Annotated in this window: 23 protein-coding genes; 11 read left to right on the forward strand and 12 right to left on the reverse strand. The window is 46.1% G+C overall.

All coding sequences use genetic code 11. From position 1 onward, the window contains the following. The first annotated feature begins 132 nt into the window (after nt 1-132). From QUA45_RS08875 to QUA45_RS08890, 4 genes are all read left to right on the forward strand, one after another. Nucleotides 133-948 carry a phycobilisome linker polypeptide gene (locus tag QUA45_RS08875; protein WP_333099157.1) on the forward strand — a complete coding sequence of 272 codons (816 nt, stop codon included), beginning with the start codon at nt 133-135 and terminating at the stop codon, nt 946-948. Nucleotides 949-1,141: 193 nt separating this feature from the next. Next, nucleotides 1,142-2,011: a phycobilisome linker polypeptide gene (locus tag QUA45_RS08880; protein ID WP_333099158.1), complete on the forward strand. Its 870-nt coding sequence runs from the start codon at nt 1,142-1,144 to the stop codon at nt 2,009-2,011. 101 nt (nt 2,012-2,112) lie between these two features. Next, nucleotides 2,113-2,385, forward strand: coding sequence for a phycobilisome linker polypeptide (locus QUA45_RS08885; protein ID WP_333099159.1), 273 nt, complete (start codon nt 2,113-2,115; stop codon nt 2,383-2,385). 222 nt (nt 2,386-2,607) lie between these two features. After that, entirely contained in the window at nt 2,608-3,447 is an 840-nt protein-coding gene (locus QUA45_RS08890) for a HEAT repeat domain-containing protein (protein ID WP_333220328.1), read from the forward strand. Nucleotides 3,448-3,508: 61 nt separating this feature from the next. On the opposite strand, the gene QUA45_RS08895 is transcribed toward QUA45_RS08890, so the two are convergent. Further along, nucleotides 3,509-3,634: a hypothetical protein gene (locus QUA45_RS08895; RefSeq protein WP_333099161.1), complete on the reverse strand. Its 126-nt coding sequence runs from the start codon at nt 3,632-3,634 to the stop codon at nt 3,509-3,511. A gap of 18 nt (nt 3,635-3,652) precedes the next feature. On the opposite strand from QUA45_RS08895, the gene QUA45_RS08900 reads away from it, so the two are divergent. Then, nucleotides 3,653-4,279, forward strand: a complete 627-nt coding sequence (locus QUA45_RS08900; protein WP_333099162.1) for a HEAT repeat domain-containing protein — start codon at nt 3,653-3,655, stop codon at nt 4,277-4,279. On the opposite strand, the gene QUA45_RS08905 is transcribed toward QUA45_RS08900, so the two are convergent. After that, nucleotides 4,268-4,561: a DUF2103 domain-containing protein gene (locus QUA45_RS08905; protein ID WP_190732612.1), complete on the reverse strand. Its 294-nt coding sequence runs from the start codon at nt 4,559-4,561 to the stop codon at nt 4,268-4,270. The genes QUA45_RS08900 and QUA45_RS08905 overlap by 12 nt on opposite strands. A 100-nt stretch (nt 4,562-4,661) precedes the next feature. Beyond that, complete coding sequence (locus QUA45_RS08910; RefSeq protein WP_333099163.1) at nt 4,662-5,129, reverse strand: response regulator transcription factor; 468 nt, start codon at nt 5,127-5,129, stop codon at nt 4,662-4,664. A gap of 379 nt (nt 5,130-5,508) precedes the next feature. On the opposite strand from QUA45_RS08910, the gene QUA45_RS08915 reads away from it, so the two are divergent. Further along, nucleotides 5,509-5,649 (forward strand): hypothetical protein, encoded by a 141-nt coding sequence (locus QUA45_RS08915; RefSeq protein ID WP_333220330.1) that lies wholly within the window; start codon nt 5,509-5,511, stop codon nt 5,647-5,649. A 33-nt stretch (nt 5,650-5,682) separates the two neighbouring features. Next, on the forward strand, nt 5,683-6,009 hold the full coding sequence (locus QUA45_RS08920) for an antibiotic biosynthesis monooxygenase (RefSeq protein ID WP_333099166.1): 327 nt from the start codon (nt 5,683-5,685) through the stop codon (nt 6,007-6,009). On the opposite strand, the gene cas6 is transcribed toward QUA45_RS08920, so the two are convergent. Together cas6 and QUA45_RS08930 are read right to left on the reverse strand one after the other, a co-directional pair. Further along, complete coding sequence (gene cas6 / locus QUA45_RS08925) at nt 6,010-6,891, reverse strand: CRISPR-associated endoribonuclease Cas6 (protein WP_333220332.1); 882 nt, start codon at nt 6,889-6,891, stop codon at nt 6,010-6,012. 191 nt (nt 6,892-7,082) lie between these two features. Further along, nucleotides 7,083-8,165, reverse strand: coding sequence for a class I fructose-bisphosphate aldolase (locus QUA45_RS08930; protein ID WP_333099168.1), 1,083 nt, complete (start codon nt 8,163-8,165; stop codon nt 7,083-7,085). 224 nt (nt 8,166-8,389) lie between these two features. Here QUA45_RS08930 and QUA45_RS08935 point away from each other — a divergent pair, with 224 nt between their 5' ends. Both QUA45_RS08935 and QUA45_RS08940 read left to right on the forward strand, forming a co-directional pair. Beyond that, nucleotides 8,390-11,026, forward strand: coding sequence for a M1 family metallopeptidase (locus QUA45_RS08935; protein WP_333099169.1), 2,637 nt, complete (start codon nt 8,390-8,392; stop codon nt 11,024-11,026). 282 nt (nt 11,027-11,308) lie between these two features. Then, nucleotides 11,309-11,725 (forward strand): NUDIX hydrolase, encoded by a 417-nt coding sequence (locus QUA45_RS08940; protein WP_333099170.1) that lies wholly within the window; start codon nt 11,309-11,311, stop codon nt 11,723-11,725. Nucleotides 11,726-11,920: 195 nt separating this feature from the next. Here QUA45_RS08940 and QUA45_RS08945 read toward each other — a convergent pair whose 3' ends face one another. From QUA45_RS08945 to petC, 6 genes are all read right to left on the reverse strand, one after another. Next, complete coding sequence (locus tag QUA45_RS08945) at nt 11,921-12,403, reverse strand: hypothetical protein (RefSeq protein WP_333099171.1); 483 nt, start codon at nt 12,401-12,403, stop codon at nt 11,921-11,923. A 51-nt stretch (nt 12,404-12,454) separates the two neighbouring features. After that, nucleotides 12,455-13,507, reverse strand: coding sequence for an FAD-dependent oxidoreductase (locus QUA45_RS08950; RefSeq protein WP_333220334.1), 1,053 nt, complete (start codon nt 13,505-13,507; stop codon nt 12,455-12,457). Between the two features lie 321 nt (nt 13,508-13,828). Continuing rightward, entirely contained in the window at nt 13,829-14,272 is a 444-nt protein-coding gene (gene psbQ, locus QUA45_RS08955; RefSeq protein ID WP_333220335.1) for a photosystem II protein PsbQ, read from the reverse strand. Between the two features lie 111 nt (nt 14,273-14,383). Continuing rightward, nucleotides 14,384-15,235 (reverse strand): alpha/beta fold hydrolase, encoded by an 852-nt coding sequence (locus QUA45_RS08960; protein WP_333220337.1) that lies wholly within the window; start codon nt 15,233-15,235, stop codon nt 14,384-14,386. 105 nt (nt 15,236-15,340) lie between these two features. Continuing rightward, nucleotides 15,341-16,330, reverse strand: a complete 990-nt coding sequence (petA, locus tag QUA45_RS08965; protein WP_333099177.1) for a cytochrome f — start codon at nt 16,328-16,330, stop codon at nt 15,341-15,343. A 158-nt stretch (nt 16,331-16,488) separates the two neighbouring features. After that, nucleotides 16,489-17,031, reverse strand: coding sequence for a cytochrome b6-f complex iron-sulfur subunit (petC, locus tag QUA45_RS08970; protein WP_333099179.1), 543 nt, complete (start codon nt 17,029-17,031; stop codon nt 16,489-16,491). Between the two features lie 220 nt (nt 17,032-17,251). Between petC and QUA45_RS08975 the strand changes: the two genes are divergently transcribed. Then, a complete protein-coding gene (locus QUA45_RS08975; RefSeq protein ID WP_190661639.1) occupies nt 17,252-17,569 on the forward strand; it encodes a DUF3067 family protein in 318 nt (105 codons plus the stop codon). A 411-nt stretch (nt 17,570-17,980) separates the two neighbouring features. Further along, nucleotides 17,981-18,289, forward strand: a complete 309-nt coding sequence (locus QUA45_RS08980) for a carbon dioxide-concentrating mechanism protein CcmK (protein ID WP_006631236.1) — start codon at nt 17,981-17,983, stop codon at nt 18,287-18,289. Between the two features lie 193 nt (nt 18,290-18,482). Here the strand turns inward: QUA45_RS08980 and QUA45_RS08985 are convergent, their stop codons facing one another. Continuing rightward, the gene (locus QUA45_RS08985) at nt 18,483-19,877 is read right to left on the reverse strand and encodes a calcium-binding protein (protein WP_333220339.1); all 1,395 of its coding nucleotides are present in this window, start codon (nt 19,875-19,877) and stop codon (nt 18,483-18,485) included. Between the last annotated feature and the right edge of the window lie 379 nt (nt 19,878-20,256).

Consider the following 20,256-nt stretch of genomic DNA (forward strand, 5'->3'; position numbering starts at 1 on the left):
GGATTGTAAGCTGCTGTTAGCTTAAGTGTTAGCGGTTGTTTACAATTCCGGGCATCTGCGATCCAAGCCTAGTTTTGCAAATACTTTTTTAAGCAGTTTTCAATTTTTACAGCAAAAAAGGAAGAAGCGAAGATGGCGGGACTAGCTGCAGCAGAACGGTTGGGAATAAAAGCATTTGAAGAAGCGGGACGGGTAGAACTGCGCCCCCACTGGACGCAAGAGGATGCGAAAGCAGTAATTCGCGCTGCTTACAGTCAAGTTTTCGGCAACGAGTATTTAATGTCGAGCGAACGACTTACCAGTGCTGAATCTCTGCTGCTGCAAGGGCAGATTTCAGTGAAAGATTTTGTGCGGTCAATTGCACATTCCGAAACCTATCGGAAAAAGTTTTTTTATCCGAACTCGCAAACGCGGTTAATTGAGCTTAATTATAAGCATTTGTTGGGCCGCGCTCCTTACGACGAGTCGGAAATTGCTTTCCACGTTGATTTGTACAATGCAGAAGGCTACGAAGCTGAAATCAATTCTTACATTGACTCAGTTGAGTATCAAGAAAATTTTGGCGAAAGTGTAGTGCCTTACTATCGCGGTTTCGCGACTCAAAGAGGTCAAAAAACCGTCGGTTTTAACCGGATGTTTCAACTGTACCGGGGTTTTGCTTCTAGCGATCGATCGCAAAACCGAACCCAAGCCCGGCTGACTTGGGAAGTAGCGAGAAATATGGCCTCGCCGATATACACGGCCTCCACCGGAAAAGCCCTTGGCGGCACATCCGGCGGTTCTCGCGGTCAACTCTACCGAGTCACCGCAATGCAAGGTTCGGCTAATTTTTCGCCCCAAGTGCGGCGGACTACTACCGAATATCTCGTGCCTTACGAGCAACTTTCGAGCCGCTTGCAGCAAATCAACAAACGTGGCGGCAAAGTGGTAAGTATTACCACAGCTTAAAGTTTGTAAAGACGGTTTTTTTGGAAACGTCTTTAGCAAATTAGGACTAAGGCTAAAAAATTCTTCAATTTTATGTGTATAGGTAAGGTGTGCAGTACACACCCTACTTTGAGGCATATTATCCTTAGTCCTAAAAATTTCAAGTGCAACCAAGCATTAAACTTTTGTCATTAATAATTTAGGAGAAAATCTGGTGGCGATTACAACAGCAGCGTCCAGACTAGGAACATCCGCATTGAGCGATGCGCCGAAGGTAGAATTGCGCCCGAACTACACCAAAGACGACGTTGAAACTGTGATTCGTGCGGTTTACCGTCAGGTGTTGGGCAACGACTATTTAATGAAATCCGAGCGACTTACAAGTTCCGAGTCTTTGCTGCGGGACGGCAGTTTGAGTGTACGAGAATTTGTACGGGCTGTAGCTAAGTCAGAACTGTACAAAACCAAGTTTTTCTACAACAGTTTCCAAACTCGGACGATCGAACTAAACTACAAACACTTGCTCGGTCGCGCTCCCTACGACGAATCTGAAGTAATTGAGCACTTAGATTTGTACCAAACACAAGGCTACGACTCTGATATTGATTCTTACATCGATTCAGTAGAGTATCAAGAAAACTTCGGCGAAAGTATCGTGCCTTACTACCGTGGCTTTAACACCCAGCGCGGTCAAAAAACCGTTGGTTTTACCCGGATGTTCCGCCTGTATCGCGGCTATGCAAACAGCGATACATCTCAACTAGAAGGCAAAAACTCTCGCTTAGCTGTCGAACTCGGCACTAACACCGCTACGGCTGTAGTTGGGCCCTCTGGCGGTAACGAAGGTTGGGCATATCGGCCTTCTGCCAGAAACGTAACTCCCGCCAGCACTTTCGGCGGCGCGGCAGCTTACGGCAAAGAAGGACGGCTGGTGCGCGTGGAAGTTTCGGGAATTCGCACGGGCGGCTATCCCAGCGTGCGCCGCAGCAGCAAGGCTTTCATCGTACCTGTTGAGGAGTTGTCCTCGCAAATGCAGAAATTTCAACGCCTGGGCGCGAAAATCGCCAGCATTACTCCAATTTAGTCAGTTGGCAGTTGGCAGTTGGCAGTTGGCAGTTACTAGCTTTTAGTCAACAGTCAACAGTCAACAGTCAACATTCAGAATTACCAATTACCAAGAAGCTTATGCTAGGTCAAATTGTAGCTGGAAAAAGTGGCAATACAGCTTCGGCTGGTCGCTGCTTTCGGTATGAAGTTGTGGGCTTGCGCCAAAGCGATGAAACAGATAATGTGGATTACTCGATTCGATCGAGCGCGAGTACATTTATCACCGTGCCTTACAATCGGATGAATCAAGAAATGCAGCGGATTACTCGCATGGGCGGGAAAATTGTCAGCATTCATCCTTTAAACGCGGGTGCAGAATCATCGCATGAATCATCGCACGATCACCAATAGTTTGGTTGCAGGGGCGATGAAAATCGCTCCGACAAAAGCTAGAAGCGGCGATGAAAATCGCTGCTAGACAAACAAAGTCCACTCCAAGCGGACTAAGAGTTAATGTAACCCGCCCAGGCGGGTTTTGTCTGTTTAGTAGCGATTTGAATCGGCGAGTTTCCCTAACCCTTGCACGTTGTGTCTGGGTAGCAGCGATTTCAATAGCCGAATAACTAATAACTAATGACTATGGATTATTACGAATCCGACTCACCGCCGGCGGGTGTAGCTGAGGGCGAGTCTTTAACTGTTGAACAGGCGATCGCAAATTTACACTCCCAAGATTACAGTCTCCGGTATTATGCTGCTTGGTGGGTGGGCAGATTTCGAGTCAAGGAACCGGCAGCTATTGCAGCTTTAATTGCCGCATTGGAAGAAGAGTCAGAACAAACAAAAATCGGCGACTATTCCTTGTTACGAAATGCGGCGCGGGCTCTGGGTAAACTGGGTGACAAACAAGCCTTACCGGCCCTAATTCGTTGTTTGGAATGCGCTGATTATTACGTGCGAGAAGCGGCTGCTCAAGCTTTAGAAATGCTGGGCGATCGCGATTCTATTGGGCCGCTAATGAAGCTATTAAATGGGGGCGTAGTTGTTGCTGTGCGAGTGCCAGGAAAATCGCACCTCGTGCAACCTTACGACTCGGTAATTGAAGCTTTGGGAACGCTGCAAGCGACAGAAGCAATACCGCTAATTTCACCTTTTTTAGAACATTCTGTCGAGCGGGTGCAGTACGCTGCGGCGCGGGCGATGTATCAGTTAACTGGAGAGCGGGTTTACGGAGAGCGGTTGGTAAGTGCTTTGAATGGGAATAATTTGCAGTTGAGGCGATCGGCTTTGATGGACTTGGGGGCGATCGGCTATTTGCCGGGAGCGCAAGCTATTTCTGAAACTTTAGCAGAAAATAGCCTGAAATTGATTGCGCTCAAAGGAGTTTTGGAGCATCACCTCAATCAACAAGAATCTCTATCTTTGTCAGATGAAGCTATCCAAGTTATGGATTTAATGGATAGTTTACTTTAAAAAAATTAGTTCACAACTAAAATAGGATTGCTGTAGCGATTCTCACTTGTCTGCCGTACATTCAGAAGACAGCACATTTCAGGACACAGCGCCGTGCTGTTTCCCTACCTATTTTGATGAGAATGTTGGGTGAGGTGGCAAAAAGTTCGATCGCGCGATCGACCCAACCTACAATTAAAATGGTCACGGTAAAGCTTACAAATAAATGGCATTAGAATTAATTCAGGCTGTCGAACAAGCAGATTCTTCCGAAGGCTTGTTAAACTCCGTCAAAGCACTGGCGGCAGCTTCCTCAAAACAAGCAATTCCTACCTTAATTACAGTGCTCGGTTACAACAACCCAGGCGCCGCTGTTGCCGCCGTGGATGGGCTGATTCAACTCGGAGAAGCTGCGGTACTGCCGCTTTTAGAACAGCTTGACGGCTACAATTACGGGGCGAGAGCTTGGGCTGTTCGGGCTTTGGCGGGAATTGGCGACCCCAGGGGTTTGGAGATTTTGCTCGATGCAGCGGCGAATGACTTTGCTTTGAGCGTGCGGCGGGCGGCGGCTAGGGGTTTGGGGACGATTTGTTGGGAATTGATGCCGGCAGAAGAAATTGCCGATGCTCAACTTCGCGCTGTGAAAACGCTACTGCAAGCGTCCCGCGATCCAGAATGGGTGGTGCGCTACGCAGCAGCGGGGGGTTTGCAAGCTTTGGCGGGTGCTGCGACTGTTAAACCGGATTGGTTAGCGGAAGTTTCGGCCAGACTTGAGGAAATCACCCAAAGCGATGAAACTACTTCAGTTAGGGCTCGGGCTTTGCTTGCTAAGAAAATATTGTCACTTGGCTAGGGTTTGGGCGATCGTCTCTTCCAAGTCCCCTTGACTGAGAGTGGTTAATATAAAGACTTCTTGTACGGTTTTGCCCTGTCTGGCGATGATTTTAAATCCCCCGCGGATGGGTACTGACACTCTTAATGTCATGCGGGGGATGTGTCCTTTAACTTTGTTGATGACGCCCGGAGTGACAGTTTGAATGCCGATTTTTAGGGTGAGGCGCTCTAAAATTGGTATCAAACCGGGAAGGTGGGTAGAGTGATTCCAAACAAGGCGGCCTTTGGGTTGTGCGTTCATAAATATTTAACCAAATTCAACATACCCAGTCTAAGCCACCCCTGGGTGGAACCAATTTGAAATTCCCTCAACTTGTGTATCAATAACGTTACTGTGAGTGTCATTGCCAGCAAACCGAGGCAATCTCAAACCGAGATTTTTGATTCCTGGCGCGCAAGCTAAGATTTGATGCCGCAAAATTGTCCTGTACTTTTTGATGTTGTGGGTTGGCAACTGTCGGTTTTTCAAGTTGAGTGGCGATCGCCGCGAGCATTTCTGCGACGCTGCAAGGTTTCTTGAGATAGCCGTCTGCTTTAAGTTCCAGGACTTTTTCCATTTCGGAGGCTGTCATAAAAATAAACGGAATGCTGGCGGTTGCAGGGTGCGATCGCACGGCTGCGAATACTTCAAAACCGTCGAGTTCCGGCATCATGACATCAGACAAAATTAAATCAGGAATTTGGGCAGCTAACTGGATACCAACTTTTCCATTTTCGGCGCCGACAGCTTCAAAACCGCGCGATTCCAGAAGTTCTAATACCGTTTCTCTGATTAAGTTATCGTCTTCAATTACTAATATTTTTTTCATTTGTTTAAGCTGGCTATTTACTTTATTTGTATGGCTCTGTTATTATTGTTACAGGTGAGTTTTAAATAATTCAATAGGGTTATTGCAAAAAACCGCTTTGGACTGGCAACTTTTTACGGCTTTGTGGATGGTCGCAGTTATATACAATACATGAGTTATCAGCAGCTTTACCTTGTGTACTAGCGGTAGAATTCGCTCCGGGGTACCTAGGATTGTAAAGATCTAAAATCAGCGATTCAACAGTTTATTTAATAAAAATTCCAGACGCCTGAATCAAAAAAATTCTATTAGACCTCTTGCAAAAGTTCTTTTAATAAAATTTTGGAACGGGCATCTTGCCCGTTCCACAAGAAAAAATGTTTTTTGGAGAACGGGCAAGATGCTCGTTCTAGTTATTTTTGACAGAGGTCTATTTGAGAGGCGATCGCAGTTACGTGTAATTAATAAATCCGCCGACGATCTAAGCGCGAAACTCCAACCTGTGCAGTTCACAAATTTCTGGCGATCGGGTAAAATATAACTTGCTGTATCGCTATTAAGTGAGGAAAAAGATATGTCAGAATTTCTAGACTTTCTCAGACATCAGTTTGCCTACGTTGCCCTTGGCGAATTTAAACCGGGAAAATTTGAAGCTGCAGAACAACTTTTTGAAAAAGCCGTTGCAACTTATGCCACAGGTTTTAAGGGAGCCTACCTGCTGCAATTGCCCAATACAGACAAAGGTATTGCCATCATTTTTTGGGAAAGCGTAGAAGATATGGCAGCCAATCAAAGCGAAGCTTATCAGGAAATATTGAAGCAGATGACGCCTTTGTTTGCGAAAATACCAGACACTAATGTTTATGAAATCGTCAGTGAAATTCAGCCCAAAAGTGAATGATTAAAAATTTTGCAACCTGCGCGTCATTCCCATACCCATCGGCGTTTTTCGCCCGACTCCGCTGTAAAGCGCAAAATCTGCTAAAGTGTTAATTTGCTTGATAGTAGCAGGAGCTATATCTCCCATAACTCGGTAACTAATATCGCCGACGCAGCCAATAAATTTACTGCGAGAATCAGTACAAACTTCGGTTCGGATATCGAAGAAACTGGGAAAAATAGCTTCTGTGAAAGTAGGTTCGATCGCAATACTGCTGTACTTGTTCCAGCGATTCGCTAAACTGCCAAAAATACTTTCTCTAGTCGGCATAGCACTATCGTATACACCTTGCCGAAAATTAGTAGGAGTGCAAAAAGTAAAAGCAATTTGGCGCTCAGTTTCCGAAGCTCTATCGAACAATTCGGCGTAAGTACAAAAGTTTACCCAAGGCTGGTTTGATTGCGGTTCGCTCAAAATATTAGTAATGTATATATTTGTCGGGCCGAGATGCCAAGGGCGCTCGAAATTAAGTTGCTGCCAAAGTTGAGTTAGGCGATCGCACAAATCGTCATCCAGCAGAGTAATTCGCCACCAAATCGGCGTATTTTCCTGAATTGCTTGCTTGTGTTCCCACTGTACAGTCTGCGGAATTGTGCGGGAAGCCGGAGGCAAAACTCTCTTTTGTGGCTGTGGCGTACTGCTTTTATAAGCCTCTTTTCTGCTTACTTGAAAAGGGCTTAAAGTGAAAGCTTTTTCATGAGATTGGTCGTGCAAGTAAGCGCTCAAATCGCTGTCTACAGCACTCACCAAGTTGAGAAATAAAGCGTGGAGGTGCCGTCCCGTTAAAAACTGGGATGGAATTGGTGCAACTGGCAGCAGGTTTAAAACAAGGCTGTGGGGCATTTTTAAATTGTTTACTGTGTCTTTAGAAATGTTCAGCTAGTATTAAGATTACACCTAAGTTGCAACTTATATTAACCAATCTCAAGAAGGTAAGGTGCGCAGTGCGCACCTTACGTTTAGGAAGATTTGTGCGCAGTGCGCACCCTACGTTTAGGTTGTGATATAGAGGCAAATCTCTGTGCGGTAAATTTTTAGGCGATCGAGATTTCTGGCGACAAATAAACGTCTTGGATAGCGTTGAACAATTTTACGCCTTCTTCAAAAGGACGCTGAAAAGTTTTGCGGCCGGAAATTAAGCCACAGCCGCCAGCGCGCTTGTTGATTACCGCCGTGCGAATTGCTTCTGCAAAATCGCTTTTCCCGGAAGCACCGCCGGAGTTAATTAAACCCATCCTTCCCGCATAACAGTTGAGCACTTGATAGCGAGTTAGATCGATCGGGTGATCCGTTGTCAAATCCGAATAAACGCGCTTGTCGGTTTTGCCGTAACTATTGCCACTTGCTTTAGCAACTGCTCCATAGCCGTTGTTGCATTCTGGCAATTTCTGCTTGATAATGTCAGCTTGAATTGTCACTCCCAAGTGATTTGCTTGCCCGGTTAAATCGGCTGCCACATGATAATCTTTGTCTTGTTTAAAGATATCGTTGCGGAGATAGCACCACAAAATTGTCGCCATTCCGTATTCGTGAGCGTGAGCAAAAGCTTGACTGACTTCTTGGATTTGTCGCGTCGATTCCGGAGAACCAAAATAAATTGTTGCTCCCACTGCAACTGCTCCCAAATTCCAAGCTTGCTCGACGGTCGCAAACATTATTTGATCGAATTGATTGGGATAAGTCAGCAACTCGTTGTGATTGAGCTTGACAATAAAAGGGATTTTATGCGCGTATTTGCGAGATACACTTCCCAAAACTCCCAGCGTTGTCGCGACCGCATTGCAGCCAGCCGAAATTGCTAATTTAATGATATTTTCGCTGTCAAAATAGATGGGATTCGGTGCAAAAGAAGCGGCCGCCGAGTGTTCGATTCCTTGGTCTACTGGCAGGATGGATAAATAGCCGGTATTTGCCAAGCGTCCGCTAGAATAGAGTTGCTGAAGCGATCGCAAAACTTGAGGAGATCGATCTGTTTGAGCAAAAATGCGATCGACCCAATCCGGGCCCGGCAGGTGCAACAAATCTTTAGAAACTTTTGCTTGATGGGTGAGCAAGTCTTCGGCTTCGTCGCCAAGCCAAGACTCGATGGAATTGGGAACTGATAGTGTAGCTGTCATACAGATTTCCCTCTGAATTTCAATTACAGGCTGATGATTGCAGACATTAACCTTGCTGATATTGTAGCGAAAAAATCATATTTTCCATCCCCTCAACCCTAGAACCAGTTTTTAACAAGTTAACGACAACAGCAGCTAGGACGCGCTACTCTATAATAAGCTGGCAGTTCAGCCGGATCTGCGCTGCCAGCGATCGCCGATCGACTCACAACTTTGCCATCACAATGTCACACACTTACTTTGATTCTGAAAACGGTCACAAATCCTTCGAGATGCCCGGTGCCCGGCCCCACTACAACCCCGATCGCCCCGGCCAAGTAGAGCACATTTTCCTCGACTTAGTGCTGAATATTCCCAAACAAAGCTTTCGTGGCACTTGCAGCATCCGCATCAATCCAGTCCGCAGCGGTATTGACAAATTAACCTTAGATGCTGTAAACCTGAATATTAAATCAGTAAAAGTCGGCGAAATTGAGCAAAATTTCGACAGCGATGGCGAAGTGCTGCAAATTCAACTACACGAACCAACCGAAGCTTACCAACCAATTACAATTGCGATCGAATACTCCGTCGAAAAACCCCAGCGCGGTCTCTATTTTGTCGGTCCGGACAAACACTATCCAGACAAACCAACACAAGTTTGGACTCAAGGCGAAGATGAAGATTCCCGCTTCTGGTTTCCCTGTTTCGACTATCCTGGACAACTCGCTACTTCGGAAATTCGAGTGCAAGTTCCGAGACAACTATTTGCTATTTCCAACGGCGAATTAATTAGTACAAAAAACGAAGGCGACGATAAAATTTATCACTGGTCCCAAACCCAGGTACACCCGACATATTTAATGACCTTAGCAGTCGGAGATTTTGCCGAAATTAAAGACGAATGGAACGGCAAAGCAGTTAATTATTACGTGGAAAGAAGTCGCGAAGCAGACGCTAAGCGCAGCATGGGCAAAACGCCTCAAATGATTGAATTCTTCTCTCAAGCATTTGGCTATCCTTACCCTTTTCCCAAATACGCTCAAGTCTGCGTCGATGATTTCATCTTCGGCGGTATGGAAAATACTTCGACAACTTTGCTGACAGATAGGTGCTTGTTAGATGAACGTGCCGCCCTCGACAATCGAGGTACTGAAAGCTTAGTCGCCCACGAACTCGCTCACCAGTGGTTCGGCGATTTAGTAGTAATTAAACATTGGTCTCATGCTTGGCTAAAAGAAGGCATGGCTTCTTATTCCGAGGTGCTGTGGACTGACAAAGAATACGGCAAAGAAGACGCGGCTTACTATATGTTAAATGAAGCCCGCAATTATTTAGCTGAAGATAGTTCCCGCTACCGCCGCCCGATCGTTACTCACGTTTACCGCGAAGCCATTGAATTGTACGATCGCCATTTGTACGAAAAAGGCGCTTGCGTTTATCACATGATTCGCGCCGAGTTGGGCGACGAATTATTTTACAAAGCAATTCATACTTTTGTGCGGGATAACGCTCACAAAACTGTAGAAACCATCGATCTGCTCAGGGCGATAGAAAAGGCTACTGGTCGCAATCTCATGTTTTTGTTTGACCAGTACGTTTATCGTGGCGGTCATCCAGATTATAAAGTTGTTTATTCCTGGGATGGCGACAGCAAATTAGCAAAAGTGACTGTCACCCAAACTCAGGTAAAAGACAGCAAAAATGGCAACGGCAACAGCAAAGATGTATTCGATTTGAAAATCCCGATCGGCTTCGGTTACAAGCCAGAAAAAGAAGCAGACCATGACAGTTGGGCACGTTCAAACCCCAACCTAAAAACTTTCACAGTCCGAGTGCATGAGCGCGAGCAAAGCTTCTATTTTCCCCTTGAACAGAAGCCAGCATTTATCAGTTTTGATGTAGGCAATAAATACTTAAAAACTGTTGCGTTAGAGTATGGAGTTGCAGAACTAAAAGCTCAGTTGCAATTCGATCCAGACCCGGTTTCCCGGATTTATGCGGCCCACGCTTTGGCGAAAAAGGGAGGGCTGGAAGCGGTGAAAACGCTGTCAGAAGTTCTCAAAAAAGAGCCGTTCTGGGCAGTACGGGCCGAAGTTGCCGGTCAGTTAGCTGAAATTAAACTCGACCAAGTTTTTGAAGGTTTAGTAAGTGGTTTAAAAGATAAAGATGCTCGTGTTCGTCGCGCTGTGGTGAATGCGCTGGGTAAAATCCAAACTCACGAAACTTATAAAGCGCTGAGGTCGATCGTCGAAAAAGGCGACGACAGCTATTACGTAGAAGCAGCAGCAGCGAGTGCTATGGGCGCCATTGCAGGGGCTAACCCGGACGAAAAACCGACCGACGAACAGGTACTGAAAGAGTTAAAATTGGTGCTAAAAGAGCGTCAGGGCTGGAATGAGGTAGTGCGATCGGGTGCGATCGCAGGTTTGGCGCACATGAAAACTTCTGAAGATGCGCTGAATCTAATTTTGAAATACACCGCCGCAGGTACTCCGCAAGCTTTGCGCTTGGCTGCAATTCGATCTTTGGGCACAATTTCGACTGGTCAAACCAAAGTCAATTTAGAACGGATTTTGCAGCGATTGGCAGAATTATCTAAAGAGACGTTTTTCTTGACTCAAGTTTCTGTAGTAGCGGGCCTAGGACAAATGCAAACTCGCAAAGCAATTCGCATTTTGCGTTCTTTAGCTGACCAAACCCCCGATGGCCGCGTCCGCCGCATGGCTGATGAAGCTGTGCAAAGAGTGCAGAAAAATGCTGGTTCTGATGCAGCGGTAAAGCAGTTGCGGGAGGAATTAGACCAGGTGAAAAAGGAGAATCAAGATTTGAGGAGTCGGATGGAAAATTTGGAGGCTAAGGCGAAGAAAGATTCGGTGTAAAATCCTCCCAACGCAGATAAAGGCAGATATTGGCGATCGGCTTTTATCTGCTTGTCGGTAGAGGATGACGCCTAGTTATTATAATAATATTATTATTGTTCAGCGGGAGTGCATTTAAATTTGCTACTTTCCACAAACTCTAAAAGCCAAATATCTCTATTCCTCACTTTGTTCTTCTCTAAAATAGGGACTCATCTAGGATCGGGATGCAATGTTTATTTTTTAGTGTAAACAGTTAATGAGGTTGCAGCAGCTTTTGCACCCAGACATATTGCATAAATAATGAGTATAAAAACCGCTTTACTGATTGAGCAATCGGGGGTAATTCCCTATCGCATTCAAGACGGACAAATTGAAGTAATGGTGATTACTTCTTCGGCTAGCAAGCGCTGGGTGATTCCTAAAGGATTAATTGAACCTGACATGACTCCCCAAGATTCCGCCGCCAAGGAAGCTTGGGAAGAAGCAGGTTTGTTGGGTAAAGTGTTCCCGGATTTGCTGGGAACTTACGAGTATCAAAAGTCCGGCTATATTTGTCAGGTAGGAGTATTTTTAATGAAAGTGCAAGCAGTTCTGGAAATTTGGCCGGAAGCTAGCAAGAGAAAGCGGCAGTGGGTAAGTATTCCTAAAGCAATTAAGCGGGTTAACGAACCGGAACTCAAACTCATTCTTGCGGATTTGCCAAATCGGTTCTGGTGATTCAGTCATGGATGCAGAACCTAATGATCTAATGTGCGCTGAGGCGAATCTTAGCGCCATAATTCGTGCGTCAAACCACTTTTTACTCTTAGTATAAACTTGTAGGGTGCGTCCGTCAGCTAAATGATTGGAAAATCGAGCTATGATTACTGGCGCATCCTACAAACTTATGATATCAGTGTAAAAAGTTTCCCCTTAAGCGTTAGCTGAGAGGAAAGGAATGCTTTCGGCTAAGTTATCCTTAATTTCTATTCCCTGTTGTCTCGCCCAAAACAGGCTCAAAAAGTGAATTTGTCGCAAGCCGACAACTAAATTTAAACCGGGTACAAAAATCCACCAAACGGTTAGCGGTTCTTTGATTCCTTCTTGGCGGTACAATTCATTAACTGTCTTGTAAAGTTTGAACTGCACGATGTAAATCCAAGCAATACCTAGCAAGGAAAACCAACCAAACCATCCGGGAACGTCAGGGTCGAATATCCGCAAAGCTTGGGGGACGGCTACTCCTAAAACAAAGGGAAGCAAGCAAAGGGTTCCTGACCAACCGCTGCCGTTATAGCGACGCAATTCTTCTTGAATAATCCATTTGTACCATCCGTAATATAGCAGCAAGCTGACTCCAGCCAGCAAAATTACTCGCCACAAAGAGCGGGGTTTACCTAAAGGTTTGTCGGACATATTTAGATGTAAGATATTAATGGCTGTCTTGATTGTATTAACATTTGTTAATTATTGCAAAATCATTTCTCGAATCGATCGCGCTGTTGCAGGGGCCAGCAGAACACCGTTGCGATAGTGGCCGCTGGCGATGAGAACGCGATCGTTACCGGGAAGCGTCTCGATAATTGGGGCCGGCCGCCCTTCCGGCCGCGGGCGCAATCCCGACCATTTCCTGATGATTTCAGCTTCTGCTAAGGCCGGACAAAGTGATCTCGCCCTCGCCATCACTTCCCCCAACATATCAGCATTCGCCTGAATTTCCCCGCCATTTTCGGAAAACTCGACCGTCGCCCCCACCCAAAATTCCTGATTTCCCAAAGGCACAATGTGAACGTCATCGCAAGTAATTACTGGCGTAAAATCAGGGTTTCCTAAAGGCTTGGCCGATCGCAAATGCAGCGCTTGTCCCAACACCGGGCGAATGTCAACCAACTGATTTAAAGATGCAGTCACAGCAGCAGAACCCAAACCAGCCGCCACAATTAGCCGATCGAACTTTAAACTAGCAGCAATCTCCGCTGCTTCAACGGGCACGCCAAACTCAAAAATCACCCCATTTCGTTCAGCAGCATCAATCAAAGCCAAAGTTAGCGCCGTCGGATCGACTTGCCTGTCTTGAGGCGAATAAATCGCAGCAATAATCTTATCATTTAAATAGAGATGAGGGCAGAGCTCGCGCACTCGTTCCACATCCCAAAGTTCCAATTGCCAACCTTGAGAACGGCGAGTTGCTATCAAATTTTCCCACTTAATTAAATCCTCTCCCTCGGAACAAAGCATTAAAATTCCTTGTTTGTTAAAAGGAATTTTTCGCCCCGTAACTGCTTCCAATTCTGGAATCAAAGTTTCGTAGCGCTGAAGGCTGGCTTCCCTCAACTGCCAATTTCTGCCCTTAGTTTTGTGGCTGATAACTCCCATCAAAACACCGAGTGCAGCGCCAGTAGAACCTTGGGCCGGCGGCTGTTTGTCGAACACAGTAACTTTCAGTTCGGGAAATTGACTTAGTTCAAAGGCGATCGACGCTCCAATAATACCGCAACCAATAATTGCAACACGAACCATTAAATTTTAGATTTTAGATTTTAGATTTTAGATTTGATATAAGTTTTTTGTAGGGTTCTGAGCGCAAAGCGTGTCTAATTAACAGTAAAATCCTCTGTTTTTATGGTTTGTCTCGAAGTCTCGATCCCCCTAAATCCCCCTTACAAAGGGGACTTTGAATGCTCTGCCCCCCTTTTTTAAGGTGGAGTTTGAATACTCTTGTCCCCCCCTTAATAAGGGGGGCTAGGGGGCATCTAGACTCGACTACAAGCGATATTTATTATGGGTTTCAGTCTTAATTTGACACCCATCAACTGCCAAGCCTACAAACCCCTAAAGCTATTAAGCTTTAGGAATTAGCTGCAAGAAGGTATCGAAATCATTGACAGCTTTTTGATAGCTGGCCGTGACTTTTGCATAGTCAAGCTCTTTAGCAGCAAGATCGATGTTAACCAACTCGGTAAACAAACTCTTAGTTAAATCAACCGCTTGTTGTTGAGAACTAGGCAACAAACTCGCAGAGACGGTTTTCATGGTGTTTCGCAAGTCGCCTAGAGGCCCGTGAATGTAAGTTCTGGTATCAACCCAATTTTGTTTTTGAATTAAGGTTCCCAGTTTATCCATGCGCGATCGCAACTCTGTCAGGGTAGGAACATAGCGCTGAATTTGCTGAGTCTGGGCTGCTGTGTAAGTCGTTGGAACTTTTGCTTCGACACTGCTGCAACTAACCAGAAATGCCATCAAAAACGCCATCATCAAGGCAAAAATTGAACGGGGACGAGTCATATCGATTTTAGATTTTAGATTTTAGATTTCTCGTTCTCAGGCTCTGCCTGGGAATGCAGCTCGGTGAGGAGCTGGTTCACTGACCTAGCACCGAGAGTTATGTACAAAATATTATTTTACCTCCTGGCGGCGCAGAAAAGTGATCACAGCATTGCCAACTTTTTCGGACCAATGTTCTTGAGGATAATGCCCCGCTTGTTCCAGTATGACTAACTCTGCATTTTGCAGGGAACCGACTAGCTTTTGAACTGGTTCAACACTCAGCCAAGGATCTGTCAAACCCCAGACAAATAAAGTTGGTCGAGTCCATCCTTTCAAGCCGGATTCAATTTCGGCCATTGACTGCGGCAATTGAATATTGCGGACTGTATTCATCAGCGATCGACCTGCATCCGAACTCTTCAAAAACGGGCTGCGGTAAACATCTAAATCCTTGTCTGATATTGTCTGGCGGCTGCCACCTTCGAGAGTTCTGTCAACCAAAAGCGGGTCTTGCGTCATCATGTCGCCAATAAAAGGCAGCCCCAACTGCTGCATTTTCCAAGGCAATTTGATATCTGCTGAAACTGGTGTATTTATGATGGCTAGACGATCAATTTTATCGGGATTGCGTAAAGCGTATTGAATGCCGGCTGAAGCTAAAAATCCTTGGACAACGAGGGAAAATCGGTCTAATTCTATAGCTTGAATAAAGCCAGCGAGGGCGTCAACAAAAGCATCGGGAGTGTAAGCAAAGTCGCGCTTGTCTGGTTTTGTCGATCGCCCGTAGCCCACCCAATCTGGGGCGATCGATCTAAATCCCTGTGCAGCCAAATCCGGCATCATTACAGTCCAGGTAAAACTCTGGGATGGCAAACCGTGCAGCAGTAGTACGGGCGGTTTACCAGTTTCGTTAACCGGATTTGTTTCCCGATAAAACCATTTCAGCGGGCCTACTTCAACTATCTTCTCATCAATTAACATTATTTTACTGGTTATTTATCAAAGAATAAGGCGGGGAATACCCGCCCTACTTACCTAATAGTTGGGTGTGCATATAACACCTTACCCAACTAATTACAGCCGCGTTTAGAAATTCATTTCAGCAGCTTGAACTTTTTCGACCTGTTTCTTCTTGAGAACCAGCATGATTTGAGCCAGCATGGTTATAGCCACGAAAGCCATCAATCCTTTAACTCGACCTGCACTTTGCAGCACAATCTCCACGTCTTTTTGACCGAAGCCACCCACATTAGGATTGTTCGTCAAAAGTTCGCCTGCTGCAACTGTTTGTCCTTCGGAAACAATCAGTTCTGGGCCTGCAGGAATCGTATCAACAACCGCTGCACCTTCGGCAGGTTGAATAGTCACTTGATAACCGCCATCTTCAGGTTGAGCAATCTTAGAAATGGTGCCAGCTACCGAAGCATTGTAAACAGTATTATTGCTCTTTTCGCCAGTAGGATAAACCTGACCGCGGCCGCGGTTGCCACCAACATAAATTTGGTATTTGCCGTAGTGAACGGACTTGTCAGTTTCTGGATTCGGCGACAAAACTGGGAATACCAATTCTTTATACTGTTCTCCCGGTACTGGACCCACTAAAACAATATTTTCTTGGGTTTCGCTGTAAGGTTGGAAGTAAAGATCGCCGACTTTTTCCTTCATTTCTTCGGGAATTCTGTCAGCGGGAGCAATTTTGAAACCCTCGGGCAACATCACTACAGCGCCTACATTCAAGCCGCTTTTGCTGCCGTCGCCGCCAACTTGTTGAACGTTAGTATCGTAGGGAACTTTGACAATAGCTTCAAACACCGTATCTGGCAAAACAGATTGCGGTACTTCAACTTCAGTCGGTTTTGCACCGAGGTGACAGTTAGCGCAAACAATCCGGCCTGTTGCTTCGCGGGGAGTAGCGGGGGCAGTTTGCTGAGCCCAGAAAGGGTAAGCAAATGCTGCTTGGGGAAGTGCGATGTCGCTGGTGAGGAAAAATGCTGTGGCTGCGATCGCAATTAAGGCTGTTTTCGCGATCGTCCTGGCACTGCGGCGAAATATCGCAGATAAATTAGTTTGTGGCATTAGAGTATTCAATCTCAAAGGTCAGACAATTTTGGATTTTGGATTTTGGATTTTGGATTTTGGATTTTGGATTTTGAGACTGCTTTAGGGATGCAATTATCTGTGGTTTTCACCATTCACCCCCTATCTAAAATCTCAAATCAAAAATCCAAAATAGTTTAAGACCACCAAGGTGCTTCGCCGGTGCGGAAATCTGTTTCTTTCCAAGGTGTCAAAGCGATCTTGTCATCTGCGACAGTGGCGTGGGCCAGGGCCAGAGACAAAGGCGCTGGGCCGCGTACCACTTTGCCCTCATTGTTGTATTGAGAACCGTGGCAAGGACAGATAAACTTGTTTTCGCTAACATTCCAAGGCACGACGCAACCCAAGTGAGTGCAGACTGCATTGATGCCGTAGTCGGCGAGAGATTGGTCTTCTTTCACCACAAGATAAGTGGGGTCGCCTTTGAGACCTTGGGCTAAGGTGCGATCGCCCGCCGGGTGCGAAGCCAAATATTCGCTAACGATGATGTCGTTACCCAAAGCATCTTTAGCTGTCACTCCGCCACCAACTGCCCCACTCGCCGGAGGAACAAAATATTGGACAACGGGATAGAGTGCGCCCAGTGCCACACCTGTGACTGTACCGAACGTCAGCAAATTCATAAATTGGCGACGCCCCATATCGGGAACATCGGGATTTCCAGCAGAAGATTGAGCCATGACCTGCCTTTACGGTTTTAAGTTACGTTTGTTTGTTAGCTGTTAGCTGTTAGCGAACCTGTACGTGCAGACAACTGGGATAATTGCCGTTAATCTGCTCGCACAAATTTTAGGCCGCGAAAATTCCTTTTAAGAATGCGCCTTCCAGCCTTTATTAGAGTATTATTACATTTTTTGAACTTTGTCTTTTATTGTTTAATGGATTAACTCAGGAGCAACCATGACGGGCAAGGATTTACACCAGCTACTGCTAGAAAAATGGGGAAAGTCTTACGATATCAGATTGCGGCGAACGCGGGGCAAGATTTTTGTGCAAGTTATGTGGAAATATCTAGAACAGGCATCTTTTCCGATGACGGAGGCTGATTATTTCGAGCATTTGGATGCAGTGGCCAATTACCTCAACGGCTGGGGGAGCACAGAACAGGTGAGAGAATATATCGTAACTACTCGCGATCGCCCCCGTTTGGGCAAAGCTGTCAGCGTTCCTCTAGATTTGGGTGAAAGAGCCTCGGAGTGGTTGCTAGACGAGTTTTGATTCACTCAGTCGATTTTAGATTTTAGATTTTAGATTTTAGATTGACTCCACAGCCGGGCTCTGGGGGAGTTCCCTAAAGTTTTGTGTCGCGCTGCGGCTGGATTAGTTGATCCCAAAGTCCCGAAAATCGATCGGCGAGCTTGTCATACGACTTGCCGCTGGTGAGAAACTAAGCTGTGGCGCATCTAATTTGCACAGGTGTTTTGATTCAAAGTCTTGTGTGGCGGGCTTTGCTGCGCGTCGCCAACTGGGGGATTTAAATGCCGCAACAGTTTCTGGGGCTTTTTAGGGGCTTTTAAAATTTTGGGCGATCGTCCTTCATTCTTACCAAAATCATCGGAACCAATTTCTGTCAACAATTTCACATACAATGAGTGTCAGATATCTTGTGAAATTTAGGAGAATGTTGTAATGGGTGTTGCACTGGGAATGGTTGAAGTCTTAGGATTTCCCGCTGCAGTAGAAGTTGCGGACTCAATGGTGAAAGCAGCCCGTGTTACTTTAGTTCGCTATGAGAAAATAACCCGCGCCTACTGGACAATTATAGTGCGAGGAGACGTTTCTGAAGTGCAAGCAGCCGTTGCTGCTGGAATTGAATCAGTTAAAAAGGTCGATGGTGGAAAGTTGCTATCCTATCACATAATTGCTCGTCCTCACGAGAATCTGGATTACGTTTTGCCGATCGGCTATACTCCCGAAGTCGAACAGTTCCGAATGTAGTCAAAGTTTTGACAAAACTTTGGTGTTGAATTTTAAGTTTTAGTAATTATAGAGGCGCGGGCGATCGCGTCTCTATATTTTTTTCCTGGGAGTCGATATATTTTTGTGCTGTGTTTATCTGCGGTATATTTTGCCGAAGCAGCAGGCAGAATAACTTGGAATTCTTAACCGCAGATAAACGCAGATAATACAATCACCCAGTAATCAAATCACTGGCGGTAATAGTAATCTGAACTCCCTTCAGAATTCCGATGATTTGGCCATTCTGACGAATCTCGGTATCTGAACCATTCAACTGAGAAGTTATGTCTGTAAACGGAGCGCGAGAACGTACCAAAAGTTTATCTTCACCTTGTTTGAAATCAGCAACAGTATCTACTCCTGAACTCCTCCAAAGCCTAAACTTGTCCGCTCCCCTGCCACCAACCAGATAGTCATTGCCGCTGAAGCCAAACAACAAGTCGTCGCCGGCCCCGCCAATCAACGTTTCGCTGCCGTCTCCACCAAGCAGAGTATCGTTATACCTAGAACCTATTGCTACTTCGATGCCGGAGAGCGAGTCTATGCCGCCCTGCCCGTCGGAAGCCCGACCTAACCCAGATCCGTCGCCGACTGCCCCCAACTGTAGATAGACGCCAGTTCCTCCAACACTGTAAGATACTGTGTCGGTGCCATCGCCGCCATTGAGCAAGTCATTGCCGGCACGACCCGACAAAGAGTCATTACCGCCCTTGCCCAAGAGCGTTTCATTGTCGCTCCCGCCAACTAGGGTGTCGTCTCCGTTAGAACCGATAACAACTTCAATGCCCGAAAGCGAGTCTACAAAGTCTGATAATTGAGAACTGGAACGTAGCCCCCCAGTAACGATAGTAAAGCGCCCAGTAGCCCTGCCTAACCCAGAACCGTCGCCGACTTCGCCTAACTGAAGATTGATACCAGTTCTTATGTCCTCATCGCTGTAAGATACTGTGTCGATGCCATCGCCGCCATTGAGCAAGTCATTGCCGTTACCCCACAAAGAGTCATTACCGCGTCCGCCCAAGAGCGTTTCATTATTGTACCTCTTGCCAAGTAAGGTGTCGTTGAAGTTAGAACCGATAACGACTTCAATGCCCGAAAGCGAGTCTACACCGCCCAATCCATCGGTAGTCCTGGCAAACTCATAATAGTACCCTTGACCGTACCATTTGCGGAGATCGTCTAACTGAAGATTGATACCAGTGCTCGCATCGCTGTAAGATACTGTGTCGATGCCATCGTCGCCATTGAGCGAGTCATTGCCAGTCTCGCCCTGGAGCCAGTCATTGTCACTCCCGCCCTGGAGCAGGTCATCGTCACTCCCGCCCCAGAGCGAGTCATTGCCAGTCTCGCCCTGGAGTTCGTCATCGTCACTCCCGCCCCGGAGCAGGTCATTGCCATTGTTGCCCCGGAGCAGGTCCTTGCCACTCCCGCCCAAGAGCAAGTCATTGCCACTCAGGCCCCAGAGCCAGTCATTGCCAGCTTCGCCAGAGATGGTGTCATCGCTATCAGTGCTAGCGGGAGGGTCGATGAAGAAGTCAGGGCCCGAAGTGCCAGTTGTTGTTGCCATATATTTAATTTCCTATTGAGATTAAGAAACTGAAACCGTCAAAAAGGTAAAAATTTACAGTGTGAATTTTTCAAGTGAACTTACTAAAAAATCCACCCAAAAAATCAACAAGTTTCCTATCTTAGGCAGCCAGGAAACTCAAAAGATATAGCTAGACTTCAGCGAGCCAGGTTGACTCTCTTGCTGAAGTTTTACGTTCTTGTCCAGTAATTTCACTGTGTTGGTATGTTATCTCTAACTCGAATACTAAGGATCAGCTCGTGTCAAATCTTCATGAAAACCTTAAAAACCCACTTATTAAAATAACTTATGATTCCCAGCCAGATCGCCTAAAAAATAGTGTGAATTAAGACTCAAAACCTTGACCCCAGACACCTAA

Origin of the sequence: Microcoleus sp. Pol12A5, assembly GCF_036701435.1 — a bacterium.
GTDB lineage: Bacteria > Cyanobacteriota > Cyanobacteriia > Cyanobacteriales > Microcoleaceae > Microcoleus.